The sequence below is a fragment of the Chryseobacterium cupriresistens genome (assembly GCF_046614675.1).
Lineage (GTDB): Bacteria > Bacteroidota > Bacteroidia > Flavobacteriales > Weeksellaceae > Chryseobacterium > Chryseobacterium cupriresistens.
On sequence record NZ_JBKKJT010000001.1, the window covers coordinates 706,181 to 721,871 of the forward strand.

The 15,691-nt window shown below is 39.5% G+C and carries 14 protein-coding genes; all 14 read right to left on the reverse strand.

Features of this window, described 5'->3' with window-relative positions:
* Positions 1 to 6 precede the first annotated feature (6 nt).
* Positions 7 to 1,719, reverse strand: coding sequence for a diflavin oxidoreductase (locus ACLI50_RS03320; protein ID WP_343638321.1), 1,713 nt, complete (start codon positions 1,717 to 1,719; stop codon positions 7 to 9).
* A complete protein-coding gene (cobA, locus tag ACLI50_RS03325; protein WP_343638323.1) occupies positions 1,709 to 2,554 on the reverse strand; it encodes a uroporphyrinogen-III C-methyltransferase in 846 nt (281 codons plus the stop codon). Before cobA ends, ACLI50_RS03320 begins: the two co-directional genes overlap by 11 nt.
* Before the next feature lie 23 nt (positions 2,555 to 2,577).
* Complete coding sequence (cysK, locus tag ACLI50_RS03330; RefSeq protein ID WP_343638325.1) at positions 2,578 to 3,489, reverse strand: cysteine synthase A; 912 nt, start codon at positions 3,487 to 3,489, stop codon at positions 2,578 to 2,580.
* 27 nt (positions 3,490 to 3,516) lie between these two features.
* Positions 3,517 to 4,347, reverse strand: coding sequence for a serine O-acetyltransferase EpsC (gene epsC / locus ACLI50_RS03335; protein ID WP_343638327.1), 831 nt, complete (start codon positions 4,345 to 4,347; stop codon positions 3,517 to 3,519).
* Between the two features lie 6 nt (positions 4,348 to 4,353).
* On the reverse strand, positions 4,354 to 5,592 hold the full coding sequence (locus tag ACLI50_RS03340) for a sulfate adenylyltransferase subunit 1 (protein WP_343638330.1): 1,239 nt from the start codon (positions 5,590 to 5,592) through the stop codon (positions 4,354 to 4,356).
* Positions 5,593 to 5,686: 94 nt separating this feature from the next.
* On the reverse strand, positions 5,687 to 6,595 hold the full coding sequence (cysD, locus tag ACLI50_RS03345) for a sulfate adenylyltransferase subunit CysD (protein WP_062669446.1): 909 nt from the start codon (positions 6,593 to 6,595) through the stop codon (positions 5,687 to 5,689).
* 11 nt (positions 6,596 to 6,606) lie between these two features.
* Positions 6,607 to 7,320 (reverse strand): phosphoadenylyl-sulfate reductase, encoded by a 714-nt coding sequence (locus tag ACLI50_RS03350; RefSeq protein WP_343638333.1) that lies wholly within the window; start codon positions 7,318 to 7,320, stop codon positions 6,607 to 6,609.
* Between the two features lie 83 nt (positions 7,321 to 7,403).
* The gene (locus tag ACLI50_RS03355) at positions 7,404 to 7,820 is read right to left on the reverse strand and encodes an RrF2 family transcriptional regulator (RefSeq protein ID WP_062669451.1); all 417 of its coding nucleotides are present in this window, start codon (positions 7,818 to 7,820) and stop codon (positions 7,404 to 7,406) included.
* A gap of 293 nt (positions 7,821 to 8,113) precedes the next feature.
* Entirely contained in the window at positions 8,114 to 8,608 is a 495-nt protein-coding gene (locus ACLI50_RS03360; protein WP_411413153.1) for a GNAT family N-acetyltransferase, read from the reverse strand.
* A 113-nt stretch (positions 8,609 to 8,721) separates the two neighbouring features.
* Complete coding sequence (locus ACLI50_RS03365; protein ID WP_202840376.1) at positions 8,722 to 10,872, reverse strand: M43 family zinc metalloprotease; 2,151 nt, start codon at positions 10,870 to 10,872, stop codon at positions 8,722 to 8,724.
* 83 nt (positions 10,873 to 10,955) lie between these two features.
* Positions 10,956 to 12,221, reverse strand: coding sequence for an NAD(P)/FAD-dependent oxidoreductase (locus ACLI50_RS03370; protein WP_395973649.1), 1,266 nt, complete (start codon positions 12,219 to 12,221; stop codon positions 10,956 to 10,958).
* A gap of 7 nt (positions 12,222 to 12,228) precedes the next feature.
* Positions 12,229 to 13,227: a 4-hydroxyproline epimerase gene (locus ACLI50_RS03375; RefSeq protein WP_395973647.1), complete on the reverse strand. Its 999-nt coding sequence runs from the start codon at positions 13,225 to 13,227 to the stop codon at positions 12,229 to 12,231.
* On the reverse strand, positions 13,224 to 14,708 hold the full coding sequence (locus ACLI50_RS03380) for an aldehyde dehydrogenase (NADP(+)) (RefSeq protein ID WP_411413154.1): 1,485 nt from the start codon (positions 14,706 to 14,708) through the stop codon (positions 13,224 to 13,226). Before ACLI50_RS03380 ends, ACLI50_RS03375 begins: the two co-directional genes overlap by 4 nt.
* Positions 14,705 to 15,628, reverse strand: a complete 924-nt coding sequence (locus ACLI50_RS03385; RefSeq protein ID WP_202840368.1) for a dihydrodipicolinate synthase family protein — start codon at positions 15,626 to 15,628, stop codon at positions 14,705 to 14,707. The genes ACLI50_RS03380 and ACLI50_RS03385 overlap by 4 nt, the downstream gene beginning before the upstream one ends.
* Between the last annotated feature and the right edge of the window lie 63 nt (positions 15,629 to 15,691).

The window sequence follows — 15,691 nt, forward strand, 5'->3', positions numbered from 1 at the left end:
TTTTTTTTAATACACATCTTTAGCATATCTGCCGCTTAATTCCATTTCTTCCAGGTAGGTTACAGCATCTTCTTTGCTGCGTTTTCCTTCAGTCTGGATAATGGTGAGAAGCGTTTGTTCTACATCACGGGCCATTGGTTCTTTAGCACCGCATACATACACCGATGCTCCGCCTTCAAGCCAGTAAAATACTTCCTGGGCTTTTTGTTCCAACCTGTGCTGAACATATACTTTTTCAGCTGTATCTCTTGAAAAAGCGAGGTCTAAATGAGTCAGACTGCCTGTTTTGAGAAAATCCTGCAGCTCTGCCTGGTAAAGAAAATCTGAAACAAAATTCCTGTCCCCGAAAAACAGCCAGTTTCTTCCTTCTGCACCTGTGGCATCACGCTCCCAAAGGAATGACCTGAAGGGCGCAATCCCTGTTCCCGGACCAATCATGATGATATCTTTATCCGCTTCCGGCAATTTGAAATGTCCTGCTTCCTGAATATAAAACTCTATTTCCCCTCCTTCTTTAAATTCACTCAGAAAGCCACTGCATAACCCATTATGTTTCTGATGGTCAATAAAAAATTCTGATTTAGCAACCGTAATATGAATTTCCGTATCACCATGAGCTTCCAGGGAAGAAGAAATGGAATACAGACGCGGTGCCTGAGCGGTTAATATCTGTAAGATTTCTTCAAATTCGTCTGCATTTTTTACGGGATAAATTCTAAGAAGATCAAGAAGACTTAATCTGACTTCCGGAATGGAATGCCCTGTTATTTTTGCATATTGAGCCACTACAGATTTAAGTAAATAGCTGATGTTAAGATGCTTGAGTAGAAGTTCTTCCACAGTGTCTGTAACTTTTGCTGTTTCAACCTGTTTTTTAGAATTAATTCCTGTGAGTGTAATAATCTCATCTACAACCTCTTTTGAATTGAAAGGGATCACTCCCAAAGCTGCACCTGGTTGATAACTAAGCGCTTCTTCTGTTTCAATTTCAATATGATAGGTTTCTTTTTCTGAGGTAATATCGTTAAGGTTGATGATGGCTGAAACTTTTCCCTGAAATTTCTTTCTTCCGGTAGAAACCTTTGGAGCTAAAGCATTTTTTGTACTCTGCACCGCATTTTTATTGACTGTTTCAAATACATGCTCTATCCAATGGGAAGCTTCCTGTTCGTAATCAATGTCACACTTTTTCAATGGAATAATACGCTGGGCACCTAATATTTCAAAGCGTGAATCCACATCTTCTCCAGTCTGGCAGAACAGAGGGTAGCTACTGTCTCCCAATGCCAGAATTCCGTATTTAAGTCCGCTGAGATCAATTTCATTTTCATGAATATAATCGTAGAATTTTTTAGCAAGAGCAGGCGGTTCACCTTCTCCCTGAGTACTGATGACGACAAAAAAGAACTCCTCTTTTGCAAGATCTTTAGGCTTATATTGGGAAAGGTCAGCCAGCTTTACCTGAAGCCCTTTTTTCTTCACGATACCGGCCAGTGCAGTAGCCAGTTTCTTACTGTTTCCGGTTTCTGTACCGTAAGCCAGCGTTATTTTCTTTACAGCATTCTGTGTAGTGGTATTCGTTTCCAGTGGTGGCAGAACGGCTGTAATTGAGGACCCTCCGGCAATACCCGCAAGATATCCGCTTGCCCAGATGGCTTCGTCTCTGGAGAGGTCTCCGGAGATTTGTTTTAATACATTTAATTTAGATTCAGACAGCATATTCAAAGAAATTTTGAGTTGTAGGGATTAGAGTTCCGTTTTCCACTGATTTGAAATAAAGACCTTCCTGCTCGGCATTTTCAAGCCATGAAAATTCTTCATGGAGGTTTACAATTTTGCCCACTACCACCAATGAAGGGGAAGCAAAGTTTTTGTCTCCGAATTTTTCGTTAAAATCATCAAATGATGACGTATACACCTTCTGGAAAGGAGTCGTAGCCTGTTCAATGACTGCAATTTTTTTATCACCTGAAATCTGAAGTGCTTTCAGCTTTTCCACAAGAGGAGTAAGGTTTCCTTTAGACATATAGAAAACAAGGGTATCATTGGTGAGAGCAAGTTCTTTCCAATACTCTTCAGTTACAATCTCTGATTTATAGTACGTCAGAAAACGAACGGATGTGGAATATCCTCTGGCCGTTAAAGGCATCCCTGCAAATGCTGCCGCACCTAAAGCGGCTGTAATTCCCGGAATGACTTCGTAAGGAATATGATTTTCTTTTAAAGCCTGTAACTCATCAAGAATATTCGAGAATATGGAAACATCCCCTCCTTTGAGTCTTACAATCGTTTTATTCTGACGAGCATATTCCACCATTAAAGTATTGATATGAGACTGAGGGGTGGAAGCATTTTTGCTGCATTCTTTGCCTACATAAATAATTTCTGTGTCTTTATTGACGTAGGTTTCCAGAATCTCAGGACTTACAAGACGGTCGCATAAGACAACGTCTGCTTCTGCGATTGCTTTTACAGCTTTTACAGTGATCAGTTCAGGGTTGCCGGGCCCTGCACCGATAAGGAAGACCTTTGGTGATTTTATATTTGTTTTCATTGAAGTAGTTGTTAATTAAGGAATTAGAAAAGTCCTTCTACCGACAGATATCTCTCTCCGGTATCGTAATTAATTGTCAGGATTTTAGCGTTAGGTGGTATTTCCGGTAAATGTTTGGCGATGGCTGCTAAAGCGGCTCCTGTGGAAACTCCGACAAAAAGACCTTCTTTTTTAGCTGCGTTAAGGGCATATTCATAAGCTTCTTCTTTGCCTACTGTAATCACTCCGTCTAAAAGAGTAATATCCAGAATGGAAGGTACAAAGCCTGCTCCTAATCCCTGTAACGGGTGTGGTGCCGGGTTTCCTCCACTTAATACAGGAGATAATTCCGGTTCTACAGCAATTACTTTTACGTTAGGAAATTTATCTTTAACCACTTTTGCTATTCCGGTGATATGTCCTCCGGTTCCTACTCCGGTAATGATATAATCAAGGCCGTCCGGAAAGTCTTTTAAAATTTCCTGAGCGGTGGTTTCTACATGTACTTTTACATTAGCAGGATTGTCAAACTGTCTGGGAATCCATGAGTTGGGTGTTTCTTCAGCAAGCTCATTGGCTTTTTCAATAGCCCCTTTCATTCCTTTTTCTCTTGGGGTAAGCACAAATTCTGCTCCGTACGCTTCCATGATTTTCCGACGTTCTATACTCATGCTTTCAGGCATAACAAGGATTAGCTTATACCCTTTTACGGCAGCAGCCAAAGCGAGTCCTATCCCTGTATTTCCGCTGGTAGGCTCTATGATAACGCTGTCTTTATGTAATAATCCTTTGGCTTCTGCATCTTCAATCATCGCCAGTCCGATTCTGTCTTTAATGCTTCCGCCGGGATTGTTTTTTTCAAGTTTGATCCAGATTTCATGATCTGAACCGAAGAGTTTGTTGATTTTCACGACGGGTGTATTCCCAATCGTTTCTAATGCATTCTGAAATTTCATATCAATGTACTTTTTATTTTTGTTTTTTTAGATCACAAAGGTTAATGATTCCGGTAATGAAGAATTATCCTTTATTTTTATTTCACTTTTGTGGTAAACCAGAGAGTTGGCAGGAACATTCTGTGTAACCCAGACATTTCCTCCGATAATACTTTCCCTGCCTATGGTAGTTTCGCCTCCCAGAATAGTAGCTCCCGAATAGATAATCACATCATCTTCAATATTGGGGTGTCTTTTCTGATGGGCTTTTTCTTTGGAAACATTCAAAGCTCCGAGGGTTACTCCCTGATAGATTTTGACATTATTTCCGATAATCGTTGTTTCTCCGATCACAATTCCTGTTCCGTGATCAATGAAAAAAGACTTTCCGATGGTGGCTCCCGGATGAATATCAATTCCCGTTTTACTGTGGGCATATTCTGAGATGACCCTTGGTAAAATTTTCACTTCCTGACTCCAGAGCTGATGCGAGATACGATAGACATACGTGGCAAAAAAGCCGGGATATGCCAGGTATACTTCTTCCAGTGAGTCAGCGGCAGGATCAAATTCCAGAATGGATTTTGCATCCAGTACCAGCTGATCATAGAGTTGTGGTAAAGCTTCAAAAAAACGATTAACCTGTTTTTCGGTAATAATTTTATCTCCTGTTACCGTATTGATAAGGTCTGAAAGTGTTTTCTGGAGCGCTTCAAAATTTCTTTTCAGCTGATCTTCAGTATTGTCATCCTGAGGAAGGAAGAGTGTTTCATACAAATCCTTGACCCATTTTTTTGTCTTTATTTTATCAAAGAATCCATGAATACTATTGTGTTTGGTCTGGTGAATTCTTTCTATGAGTTGATCGGAAATTGCCATTTTTTTCTATTGAATTATGCAGGCTGCTACCGTTGAATTGGACGTTTCATCCACCAGAATGGCAGAGCCCGTTGTTTTATTATTGGTAAAGCTGTCATAGACCAAAGGCTGTGCCGTTCGCAGGGTAACTTTTACAATTTCATTCAGTTTGATCTCTCCATCGGCCTGTTCCCTTATAAGAGTATTCACATTGATCTTGTAATCAACCTCTTTTACTACTGCTTTTATCAGTCTGCTGTTTTGCTGCAAAAGGTATTTGTTTCCTGGCTGCAACGGTTTCTGATCCAGCCAGCATAAAAGGATTTCAAGATCTTTTTCAACGGTGGGAACATGTTCTTCCGTGGCAAAAATATCTCCACGGCTGATATCAACATCATGAGCAAGATGAATAACGGCTGGCTGGCCTTCAAAGGCTTCTTCTTTTTCAATGCCATTGATCTCAATTTTGGTGATTTCAGTGGTCAGGTCCGCCGGAAGAATGTGAATTTTATCTCCTTTGGTGAACTTTCCGCTTAATATTTGTCCGGCATATCCTCTGTAATCATGCAGTTCTTCAGTTTGAGGACGAATCACGTACTGAACCTGAAAACGGCTTCCGTTATTTTTTTCTTCATGTAAAGTTACTTCTTCAAGATATTCCAGAAGGGAAGTTCCTTCATACCATTCTGTTCTGGAAGATTTTGAAACAATATTATCTCCTTTTAATGCGGAGATCGGGAAATAACTTACGTCATTCAGTCCAAGATTTTCAGCAATTTTTGCATATTCTGATTTTATGTTTTCAAAGACTTCTTCAGAATAATCCACCATATCCATTTTATTGATGGCTACAGCTACTTTCTTTAATTGTAATAAAGAGGCGATGATGGAATGCCTTCTGGTTTGTTCAATCACGCCTTTTCGTGCATCAATCAGAATAACCATCAGATCTGAGTTGGATGCTCCGGTGATCATATTCCGGGTATATTGTACATGACCGGGAGCATCGGCGATGATAAATTTTCTTTTTGCCGTTGAAAAATAGCGGTAGGCAACATCAATGGTGATTCCCTGTTCTCTTTCTGCACGCAGACCATCTGTTAAAAGAGCAAGGTCTACTCCGTCTTCATTTTTGTTTTTAGAATGTTTTTCAAGGACTTCCAACTGGTCCTGCAAAATACTTTTGCTATCGTAAAGCAGTCTGCCGATAAGGGTACTTTTACCGTCATCCACGCTTCCTGCTGTTATAAATCTTAATATATCCATCCGATTGTAATTATAAATGATAAGTGATAAATTATGAATGATAATTGATGAAAATACTTTGTGTAATCATTAATCAATTATCTTTTATCATTGACTAAAAATAGCCTCCTTTTTTTCTGTCCTCCATAGCGGCTTCTGTTACCCTGTCATCAATTCTGGTTTCGCCACGCTCTGAGATTCTTGTAGCTACGATTTCTTCGATAACGGCATCTATCGTAACAGCATTAGATTCCACAGCTGCAGTACAGGTCATATCTCCTACGGTGCGGTAACGGATTTTCTTAGTAGTAATGACGTCTTCCGGTTCTAAAACCACATGGGAAGAATTGGCCAGCCACTGTCCGTTGAAATCGATTACTTCTCTTTCATGCGAAAAATAGATGGAAGGAAGTGCAATTTTTTCTCTTCGGATATAATTCCAGATGTCAAGCTCTGTCCAGTTGCTGATAGGGAAAACCCTTACATTTTCTCCTTTGTGAATCTTTCCGTTAAAGATATTCCAAAGTTCAGGACGCTGAAGTTTAGGATCCCACTGCCCAAATTCATCACGAACGGAGAAGATCCTTTCTTTGGCCCGGGCTTTTTCCTCATCTCTTCTGGCTCCTCCTATGCAGGCATCGAATTCAAATTCTTCAATAGTATCAAGAAGAGTGTAGGTTTGCAGCCAGTTTCTGCTCGGGAATTTACCTTTAGCCTCAGTCAGTTTTTTACTTTTTATCGTGTCTTCCACTTTCCTAACGACCAGATTCACATCTAGCTGTTCCACCAGCTGATCACGGAAATCCAAAACCTCCTGAAAGTTGTGTCCCGTATCTACATGAACAAATGTAAACGGAATTTTTCCGTGGAAGAAGGCCTTTCTTGCCAGATGCGCCAGTACGATACTGTCTTTTCCTCCACTGAATAACAACGCCGGACGTTCAAACTGGCCTGCGACTTCTCTTAATATATAAATAGATTCGGCTTCTAACTGATCTAAATAATTTAAATGATGTATTGACATGTTTTTCTTTTTTATTGATGAATATGCAGACCGCATTCTTTTTTATTGGCATCTTCCCACCACCAACGGCCTGCTCTGAAATCTTCTCCTTCCTTGATCGCTCTGGTACAGGGCTCACATCCTATGCTCACAAATCCTTTTTTATGAAGGTGATTGTAAGGTAAATGATGATCTTTTACATACGTTGTTACCTGTTCTGTGGTCCAGTGAAGGATGGGATGAAATTTGATAATTTTATTATCAGGATCCCACTCCAGCTGAGGCATATTCTGTCTGTTGGGAGAATGTTCGGATCTCAGACCTGTAATCCATACTTCATAGCCTTCCAACGCTTTTCTTAAAGGATGAACCTTTCGGATTGTACAGCATGCTTTCCTTTTTTCTACAGATTGATAGAATGAATCAGGGCCGTTTTCTGTTACAAATTCCCTAAGCTCTTCCGTATCCGGATAATAAGCTTTGATGTTCTTTTTAAAGAAAGCCCTGGTGGAAGTCCAGGTTTCATAAGTCTGTTCAAAAAGTCTTCCCGTATCCAGGGTGAATATTTCAATATTTAAATCTTTAATCAGATGAGTGATGACCTGATCCTCGTAACTGAAACTGGTTGAAAAGATCACTTTACCCGGGAATCTTTCAGTCAGTATTTGCAGTGCATTAGTTTGAAAAGAAGCTTCATCAGCCTCTTTTACAAGATTTTCGAATTCATTTTTCAGACTGTTTTCCATTTTGAATTGAGATTTAAGTCTTGCAAATATATATAAAATTCTATAACTCCTATCAAAATAGTAGAATTTAAATAAAAAAAATTTTATTCTTTATTGATGAACTTGGTTAAGGTAGCTTCCATCATGCTTTTTCTGGTCTTTTCACGAACGATCATAAGTTCTTTCCTCAGATAGCATACTGCTTCGTCTACACAATCATCACATGCTTCGTAAAAGTTTAAAGAAACACAAGGGGTAAGAGCAATAGGGCCATCGAAAATACGGTAAATATCTGCTAATGAAACTTCATCGGGTGATTTTAAAAGATAATACCCGCCTACTTTGCCTTGCTTGCTGTTAACGAGTTTGGCTCTTTTTAGTTCGAGAAGAATCTGTTCCAGAAATTTCTTGGGAATGTTTTCGTCCTGTGCAATAACGGAAGTTGGCAGAAAGCCCTGGTTATAATTCCTTGCTAATCTGACCATTGCTTTAAGCGCATATTTGCAACGTTTCGACATCATAATTCCTGCAAGTTATGATAAATTATCTGATAAATGAAATGTTTTTATAGCTGAAAACTTTGTATTTTAACCACAAAAGATAAAAACACTTAAGTTGATTTTAAGTACAGATAAACTGCTGAGAAGTTCACTTAAGTTTAAAAATCGAAGATTTTTAAAATACACAAACATCTGTGTAAATCCGTGAAATCTGTGGGAAAAGCTAACCACCCCGTCAAAAATTCTTTGAATTTTCACCACCTCTCCACAAGAGTGGAATTCTAAGCCCTCCGTCTGTAATATGAGCCACAAGTTTACTCTTTCTGTAAAACAAAATACGCCAGTTCCCTATCTTCTCGTGCAAGATTTTCAACTCTTTTAAAGCCGCTTTTCAAAAGTACTTTTTGGGACCCGATATTATCAAGATCCGTTACTGCTACGATATCTTTCTGATGATTTATTGATAAACAGTGGTCAACAAGCGCTTTACAAACTTCCGTTCCGAGGCCTTTTCCCCAATAATTTTCTCCTAAAGTATAGCCTATTTCCAGCTGATCTGGATTGTCGAGAAAGATTCTGGCCAGACACATTCCTACAAAATCACTGTTCTGGGGATGGAAAATTCCCCATCTGCTGAATGGTCCCTCTTCATAATCTGCCAATGCTTTGTCAAACATTTCTTTATATTCTTCCGGGGTTTTGTAAGGCAGATATCGGGTTACATTTTCATTTTCAAAAAGAGTGGAAAATAATGAAAATTCTTCAGGGGTAAATTCACGGATAATGATCCTGTCGTTTTTATAATGCATGGAATATTGTTATCAAAGAATAAAATTACATAAATAAATGAAGAACTGCTCATAAACAGGATAAAAAAATTGGGCTTACAATGAAGCCCAATCAACTGCATATGGATACTAAACTATTTTTTAATGAATTTTTGGGAAGATTTCCCTAAAGAAGTTTCAATATCAATTAAGTAAGTTCCGCTCAGGAAGTGTTTAACCTCAACCTTATCACCAATAACTTTTGCATTCATTTTTCTTCCAAACATATCATAAACAGAAATTGATTTAATTTCCCCTTTTGTTTTAATATTCAATACATCAGAAACCGGATTTGGATAGATGGAAGTTTCTGAGTTGGTTGTATCAACGTCTGCAGTGGAGAATGATAATGCACAAGGTGTTGTAATACTGCCATTTGGTTGTGTATTATATGCAAACTCAGTGACAGAATAATTTGAACCATTGGCCCCAACGCTCACTTTGAAATAGCCGTTAATATCGTAACCTTCGAATTGGTTTCTAAAACCAACATAAGCGGTTTTACCAGACCAGGTAGTATAGGTAGGAGTATACACATCCAGTTGTCCGGGAGTCCAAGTTGGATACCCTATATTATTTGCATTCGTTATGGTGGTACAGGCTGGAATTAAACTAATATTTCTTGTTCCTGTTTGGCACACTAATCCTTTCCAATAAGTTTCCAATTTTAATTGATTGGCTCCATAGTACCAGGCGCCATACCCTGCATCATCACTAAGCTCCGGATTAATGATAAAATATTTCCAGGTTGCCCCTGAGTTGGTGGTTACTGTTGTTGGTGTTGGGTTGGCATAACTTTCCAGAGGAGTTCCGGTAACTATTTTATAAGGATCTTTATAAGAAAAAGTTAAGGCCAAAGCTGTCGTTGATCCTAGTGAAGTTACGCCTCCTGTTATAGCCGGATTCAGGAACGTAATTGATGAATTTAAGACCTGACTTTTAGAATGACTGGTTGCTGCACCATTTATAGTAAGTGTAGCAGTCGTAGGGCTTGTAACTACTATACTTGCAGTTAATCCTGCTGGTAATGAAGACGTGAAATGGGTTCCTGCAGTAAGAGTTGTTCCATTGGGTACGGCAAATGTTGCTCCGTTCAGCGTAATCGTTGATATAGGGGCAGATGCTACTGTTCCGTCTAATGACACGACTCCATTATTGTTTAAGTTCTCTGTAAATGTACTGTTGCTAAGGGCTAATCTTGGTGGAGTATTGGCAACTCCGGTTGCGGCTAAGTTGGCAGGCTGCCATAAATTTATTCGCGAAGGATGGTTTAATGCTGCCAGCATTCTGTTCACCTGTCCATTGGTAAACATTTTATAACAGCCGGAAGAACCATTGTATCCCATATAGTTTTCAACGTTTACTTTTTGTCCAAGACAATTGTTTCCAGAGTTACATCCCAATCCGGAAGAAGCATTTTCTACAGGGGTGTCAGCAACTCCGTCACCATCATTACCAGGGTTCGAAGTTGAACACAGAACATTGAACGTGTGTTGAAGATTTAACCAATGCCCGAATTCGTGAGTAAATGTATCAGAAAACTCGTTTGAAGCCACTGTTCCTGCAGCATTAAATATATAACGTCCATTATACACCACTCTGGCTGTATTTACTGAACTCATGTATGAATCCGGATACCATGCAACTCCTGATTGATATAAATCTTTATTAGCATACAGATCATTTTGGATATACACATTCATATACTTTGTATTATCCCATGCATCTGTGCCAATTTGTGCATCATATCCACCTCCGTTGCCATATCCACCTTTGAAAGGGTGAAATACCACTCCGCTTGTAGCTTTTCCGGTTGGATCAATTTTAGCTAACCGGAATTCAATGCTTAATGCTCCTCTGATAGATTGGAAATAAGGATCTACAGTATTTGAATCCGTGTTGATTCCATTGAAATTTAAGTTGATTTGTTGCAGTAAGTCAACTACTTTTTGGTAATTTACTTTTACATTGCTTTGAGATTCTCCATACACATGAAAAACCACAGGGATGATGTAAGTTGGATTGCTCATCCTACTATTATTCAATGAGTTTTTGTTTGATCCCATTTTTTTTACGAAATCTTTGGTATATTTCTCAAAGTTTTCATATTCTGCCTTAGATTCGGGATGCAGCTCAAAATGTTTTTTCATCATTTCATCTGCTTTACACTCACGAGGTCTGTTTTCCTGAGCAAAACCTATTGCTGGAAATAGGGAAACAAGTAATAGTAATTTAAATTTTTTCATAATTTTTTGGATTTGGTGGTTAATAAATTATTTAAATAATCAAATTGTTTTTGGCTTGATTTGTGTGTGTTATGTGGTGTTTTTTAACTAAATCTTTCAGGGTTGAATATTTTTATCTCAACCGTTGGCTTTTGGTCATGGGCAAGTTCTGAAACTGTTTTTCCAAAAATGGGTCCTAAGCTTAGTCCCATCATTCCGCCGCCACCTGCGATAATCAGGTTTTTGAGTTTGGAAGACTGTCCCAGATAAGGCAGCCCATCCGGAGCGCAGGGCCTGTAGCCGAACCAGATTTCAGATTCTTTGGGTTTCTCAATCTGAAAGTCAGGTAAATAGTTGGGAATAGACCTGGTGATTCCTTCTACCCTTTTCATATTAATTGTATCATTGTGGGAAGCCAGTTCCATCGTTCCGCCAAAACGGATGTGTCCGTTCATAGGAGTTACTGCAACTCTGGCCTCAATTAATAAGGCAGCATGCTGTAAAGTATTAAGAGGATTTTCCGGTTTGTGCATGAATGAATATCCTTTTCCGGGCATCAACTGAATTTTGATTCCTGCCTTCTGAGCCAGTTCAGGGAGAAATGAACCTCCCGTCATGATAAATTGGTCTGCAGTAAATTCTTTACCATTCGCTATGACCTTTTTAATATTGCTGCCGGAAGTTTCAAAGCCAGTTACCTGATGATGGGTATGAAAAACGACATCATTATTTTTAAGATAAGAGATCATTTGTTTCATCAGTTTCATGGGATTCATATGGCCGTCGCATTTATAATTGACTCCTCCGATAACGTCCAGTTGAACATTGGGTTCAAGTTCCTGAATTTCTTTTTTACCCAGAATATCAACGGGTAAACCCATACTGATTGCCTTGTGGGCAAGCTCTGTTTCTTCTTCTGCAACTTTCTCGGTTTTATAGAGCATTAAAATGCCATTCTGACTAAGCTCAAAATCAAATTCATCATTTTGCGCGATCTCATTATAAAGTTTGCTGCTTGCCAGGTTAAGATCCCTGATGGCTGCTGCAGAATAGTCAACATGTTTCTGGTTGGAATGTTTTAAAAATTTCAATCCCCAGGATATAAGTCTCGAATTGAGTGAAGGTTTTACATAAAACGGACTTTTACTGTCGAACATCCAGCGTATTCCCTGTGCTACAACTCCCGGAGCTGCCAATGGGGTAAAATGACTGGGTACAATCATGCCTGCATTGCCATAAGAACAATTGTTGCTAAGATCATTCTGCTCTAGAATCTCCACTTGCCATCCTTTCTGCAAAAGATAATACGCTGAGCTTAATCCTGCTATTCCTGCACCGATGATCAGTGCTTTTCCTTTATTCTGTGCCATATGCCTGTTACATTACCTGAAAACCCTGCCAGTAAGGATCTTCATCATCAATAATTATATGATTGTATCCGGTAATTCTTGCCCAGCCTTCTACTGACGGAATAATGGCTGGTCTCCCATCTAAAGTAGTAGTCTCTTCAATTCTCCCGATAAATCGGGAACCGATATAGCTTTCATGAATGAATTCTTCACCTTCCTTCAGTTTTCCTTTAGCATACCATTGCGCCATTCTTGCCGAAGTTCCCGTACCACATGGCGAACGGTCTAAAGCATTTTCACCCACCAATACTGCATTTCTTCCGCTGGCTTCAGGATCTGTGGGTTTACCCGTCCACTGAATGTGGCTTAATCCTTTAATGTGTTCAATTTCAGGATGGATGAACTGATACTTTTCATTGAGCAATTTTCTGATAAGTTTTCCATAATGAATGAGCTGGCTGGCCGTAAAATCAGAAATATCTCTGAAATTTTCCTGAGGATCTATAATCGCATAAAAATTTCCACCATAAGCAACATCGGCTCTTATTAATCCCAGATCCGGACATTCAACTTCCAGGTTTTCAGCATACAGGAAAGACTTTACATTCGTCAGTTTTACAGATTTTACTTTTTTTCCTTCCTGTACATAATCGATGAGGATAAGTCCTGCAGGTGTTTCAAGACGTAATTTTCCCGGGATTTTGGGAACAACAAGTCCTTCTTCAATAGCTATGGTAACCGTTCCGATGGTTCCGTGCCCGCACATGGGAAGACATCCGCTGGTTTCAATATATAAAACTCCGATATCGTTATTTTCATCTACAGGAGGATACAGAATACTTCCGCTCATCATATCATGACCACGGGGTTCAAACATCAATCCCTTTCTGATCCAGTCGTATTCTTCCATAAAGTGCAGCCGGCGTTCCATCATGGAATTTCCTTTTAAAATTGGGGCACCTCCTGCAACAAGACGTACAGGACATCCACAGGTGTGTGAATCTATACAAAAAAATGTTCTGTTCATGTGGTCTGTAATTTTAATGATCCTGAATTCACTGTTCCATCCACCATTCTGCTAATCTGTAATGGATTTTCATTCTTCAACTCATCCGGTAAGAATTCATCCGGCCAGTTCTGAAAGCAAACCGGACGGACAAATCGTTTCACGGCATCCGGTCCTACGGAGGTAAAACGGGAATCGGTAGTAGAAGGAAACGGGCCTCCATGCTGCATGCTGTACACCACTTCTACTCCTGTAGGCATTCCATTGAATAATAATCTTCCGCATTTATCTTTCAAAATAGTAATCAATGTACTGTTATCACGAACATCTTCATGGGTAGCTGCGATGGTAATGGTTAACTGTCCTTTTAGCTGGCGGGCAATTTGCATGAGATCTTCATCTGTTTCACATGCTACGACAATACCAAATGGACCAAAGACTTCTTCACTTAATACCGGATTATTCAAGAAATTTCCGGCACTGGTTTTTATCACGGTTGCGTTGCCCGAAGAACTTTCTGTTTCTGCTGATACAATGATTTCAACATCAGGCTGTTCTAATGCAATGCTTTTATTTTTTTCGAAATTGTCGAATATTCCTTTATGAAGCATTTTAACGGGAGCCACTTTTTGAATTTCTTCTTTTAATGTATTGATGAAACGGTTAAACGATTCTCCTTTCAATGCAATAAATACTCCCGGATTGGTACAAAATTGTCCTACACCCAGCGTTAAAGAAGTGATATATTCCTTTGCCAATGCTTCAGCTTTGGTTTCAAGCAGGTTTTGAAAGGCAAATACCGGATTGATACTTCCCATTTCTGCAAATACCGGAATAGGATTTTCACGGCGGCTGGCAATATCAAACAATGCTTTTCCGCCATTAAATGAACCTGTGAACGCAATAGCCCGGATATCCGGATGCTGGGTCAGATAAGCTCCGATCTCATAAGATGTTCCGGTAATATGGCTGAAAATTCCTTCAGGCCATCCGAAAGCTTTAACAACAGCGCTTATCGCATCCGCCATTATCTGTGAAGTCTGTGGGTGTGCCGGATGTGCTTTTATAATGACAGGACAGCCTGCACCGATAGCACTGGCAGTATCGCCTCCTGCAGTAGAAAATGCAAAAGGAAAATTACTGGCTCCGAAAACAACTACAGGGCCTATGCCTACGTTGTATTTCCGGAGATCTCCTTTTTGTTTTTCAGGCTGGGCAAGATCAATTCTGGCCTCCGTATAGATCCCGGCAGCAACAGCTTTTGCATAGCTTCTCCATTGTCCTGCTGTTCTTGCCTTTTCTCCGGTAAGTCTGGCTAATGGCAATGAAGTTTCAGCATGAGTAACTGTTAAAAGTTCTTCTCCCAAAGCTTCAATCTGATCCGCTACAGCATTCATAAATTCAGCCCGTTCATTGATGGTGGTGTTTTTCAGAAACCGGAAGGCTTCAACCGCCATCTGAATTCTTTTGTCTATATTTTGTGTTGATGTTTCTTCCATCATAGCTGTATTTCTGGAATTAATAATACCGGACGATTCACTCTGCCTTCTTCAATAATTTTTTGAATTCTTTCAGCTTCTTCTCCTTGAAGTTCAAGACGTGGAGCTCTCACATAAGGATTGCTTATCCCTTCCGCTGTTGCAGCAAGCTTGATATACTGGATTAGTTTAGGATGAATGTCAAGCTCAAGCAATGGCATAAACCATCTGTAGATGGCAACAGCTTTGTCGTATTCGCCTGTTTTAACATAGTTGTACATAGCCATGGTTTCATTAGGAAAGGCATCTACAAGACCTGCCACAAGGCCATCTGCTCCAAGCATCAGCGTTTCCAGACAAATTGTATCTACGCCTCCAAGAATTTTGATTCTTTTCCCAAAACGGTTGATCATTCTGGTTACATTCGCAAGATCTCTTGTTGATTCTTTGACAGCCTGAATAGTGGGATATTCAATAAGCTCCTCAAACATGTCAAGGGTGACATAAATTCCGTAATCTACAGGATTATTATAGATAAGGATCGGAAGATCTGTAGCCGTGGCCACTGCTTTGAAATATTCTACCACCTCGCGGCTGTCGGCTTTATAACGCATTGGAGGAAGTAACATTAATCCATCAGCTCCCAATTCTTTTGCTTTTTGGGCAAAATGAACCGCATTTTTGGTAGTATTTTCAGAAAGATTAAGAATGACAGGAATTCTACCCTGCGTTATTTTTCTTGCGTATTTCAGCAGTTCAAATTTTTCTTCCGTTTCCAACGCACTGGCTTCCCCTAATGTTCCTGCAAGGATAATTCCGTGAACTCCTGCTTTAATCTGGGCTTCTGTATTGACAGCAAACATTTCAAAGTCTATCTCACCCTCTTTTGTAAAAGGCGTTAATACAGCTGGATAAATACCTTCCCAGTTTAGTTTTGTACTCATATTAAATAATATTTATTCAAAACTAGGTGAATTTTAAAACGGAAAATGTTAATATTTTAATGT

What these genes read in the sequence shown, in the direction of transcription:
- ACLI50_RS03340 (WP_343638330.1), bottom strand. Translation starts at nt 5,592, where the DNA reads ATGGATATATTAAGATTTATAACAGCAGGAAGCGTGGATGACGGTAAA.
- ACLI50_RS03370 (WP_395973649.1), bottom strand. Translation starts at nt 12,221, where the DNA reads ATGGCACAGAATAAAGGAAAAGCACTGATCATCGGTGCAGGAATAGCA.
- cysD (WP_062669446.1), bottom strand. Translation starts at nt 6,595, where the DNA reads ATGTCAATACATCATTTAAATTATTTAGATCAGTTAGAAGCCGAATCT.
- cysK (WP_343638325.1), bottom strand. Translation starts at nt 3,489, where the DNA reads ATGAAATTTCAGAATGCATTAGAAACGATTGGGAATACACCCGTCGTG.
- ACLI50_RS03375 (WP_395973647.1), bottom strand. Translation starts at nt 13,227, where the DNA reads ATGAACAGAACATTTTTTTGTATAGATTCACACACCTGTGGATGTCCT.
- ACLI50_RS03365 (WP_202840376.1), bottom strand. Translation starts at nt 10,872, where the DNA reads ATGAAAAAATTTAAATTACTATTACTTGTTTCCCTATTTCCAGCAATA.
- ACLI50_RS03350 (WP_343638333.1), bottom strand. Translation starts at nt 7,320, where the DNA reads ATGGAAAACAGTCTGAAAAATGAATTCGAAAATCTTGTAAAAGAGGCT.
- ACLI50_RS03385 (WP_202840368.1), bottom strand. Translation starts at nt 15,628, where the DNA reads ATGAGTACAAAACTAAACTGGGAAGGTATTTATCCAGCTGTATTAACG.
- ACLI50_RS03355 (WP_062669451.1), bottom strand. Translation starts at nt 7,820, where the DNA reads ATGATGTCGAAACGTTGCAAATATGCGCTTAAAGCAATGGTCAGATTA.
- ACLI50_RS03360 (WP_411413153.1), bottom strand. Translation starts at nt 8,608, where the DNA reads ATGCATTATAAAAACGACAGGATCATTATCCGTGAATTTACCCCTGAA.
- epsC (WP_343638327.1), bottom strand. Translation starts at nt 4,347, where the DNA reads ATGGCAATTTCCGATCAACTCATAGAAAGAATTCACCAGACCAAACAC.
- cobA (WP_343638323.1), bottom strand. Translation starts at nt 2,554, where the DNA reads ATGAAAACAAATATAAAATCACCAAAGGTCTTCCTTATCGGTGCAGGG.
- ACLI50_RS03320 (WP_343638321.1), bottom strand. Translation starts at nt 1,719, where the DNA reads ATGCTGTCTGAATCTAAATTAAATGTATTAAAACAAATCTCCGGAGAC.
- ACLI50_RS03380 (WP_411413154.1), bottom strand. Translation starts at nt 14,708, where the DNA reads ATGATGGAAGAAACATCAACACAAAATATAGACAAAAGAATTCAGATG.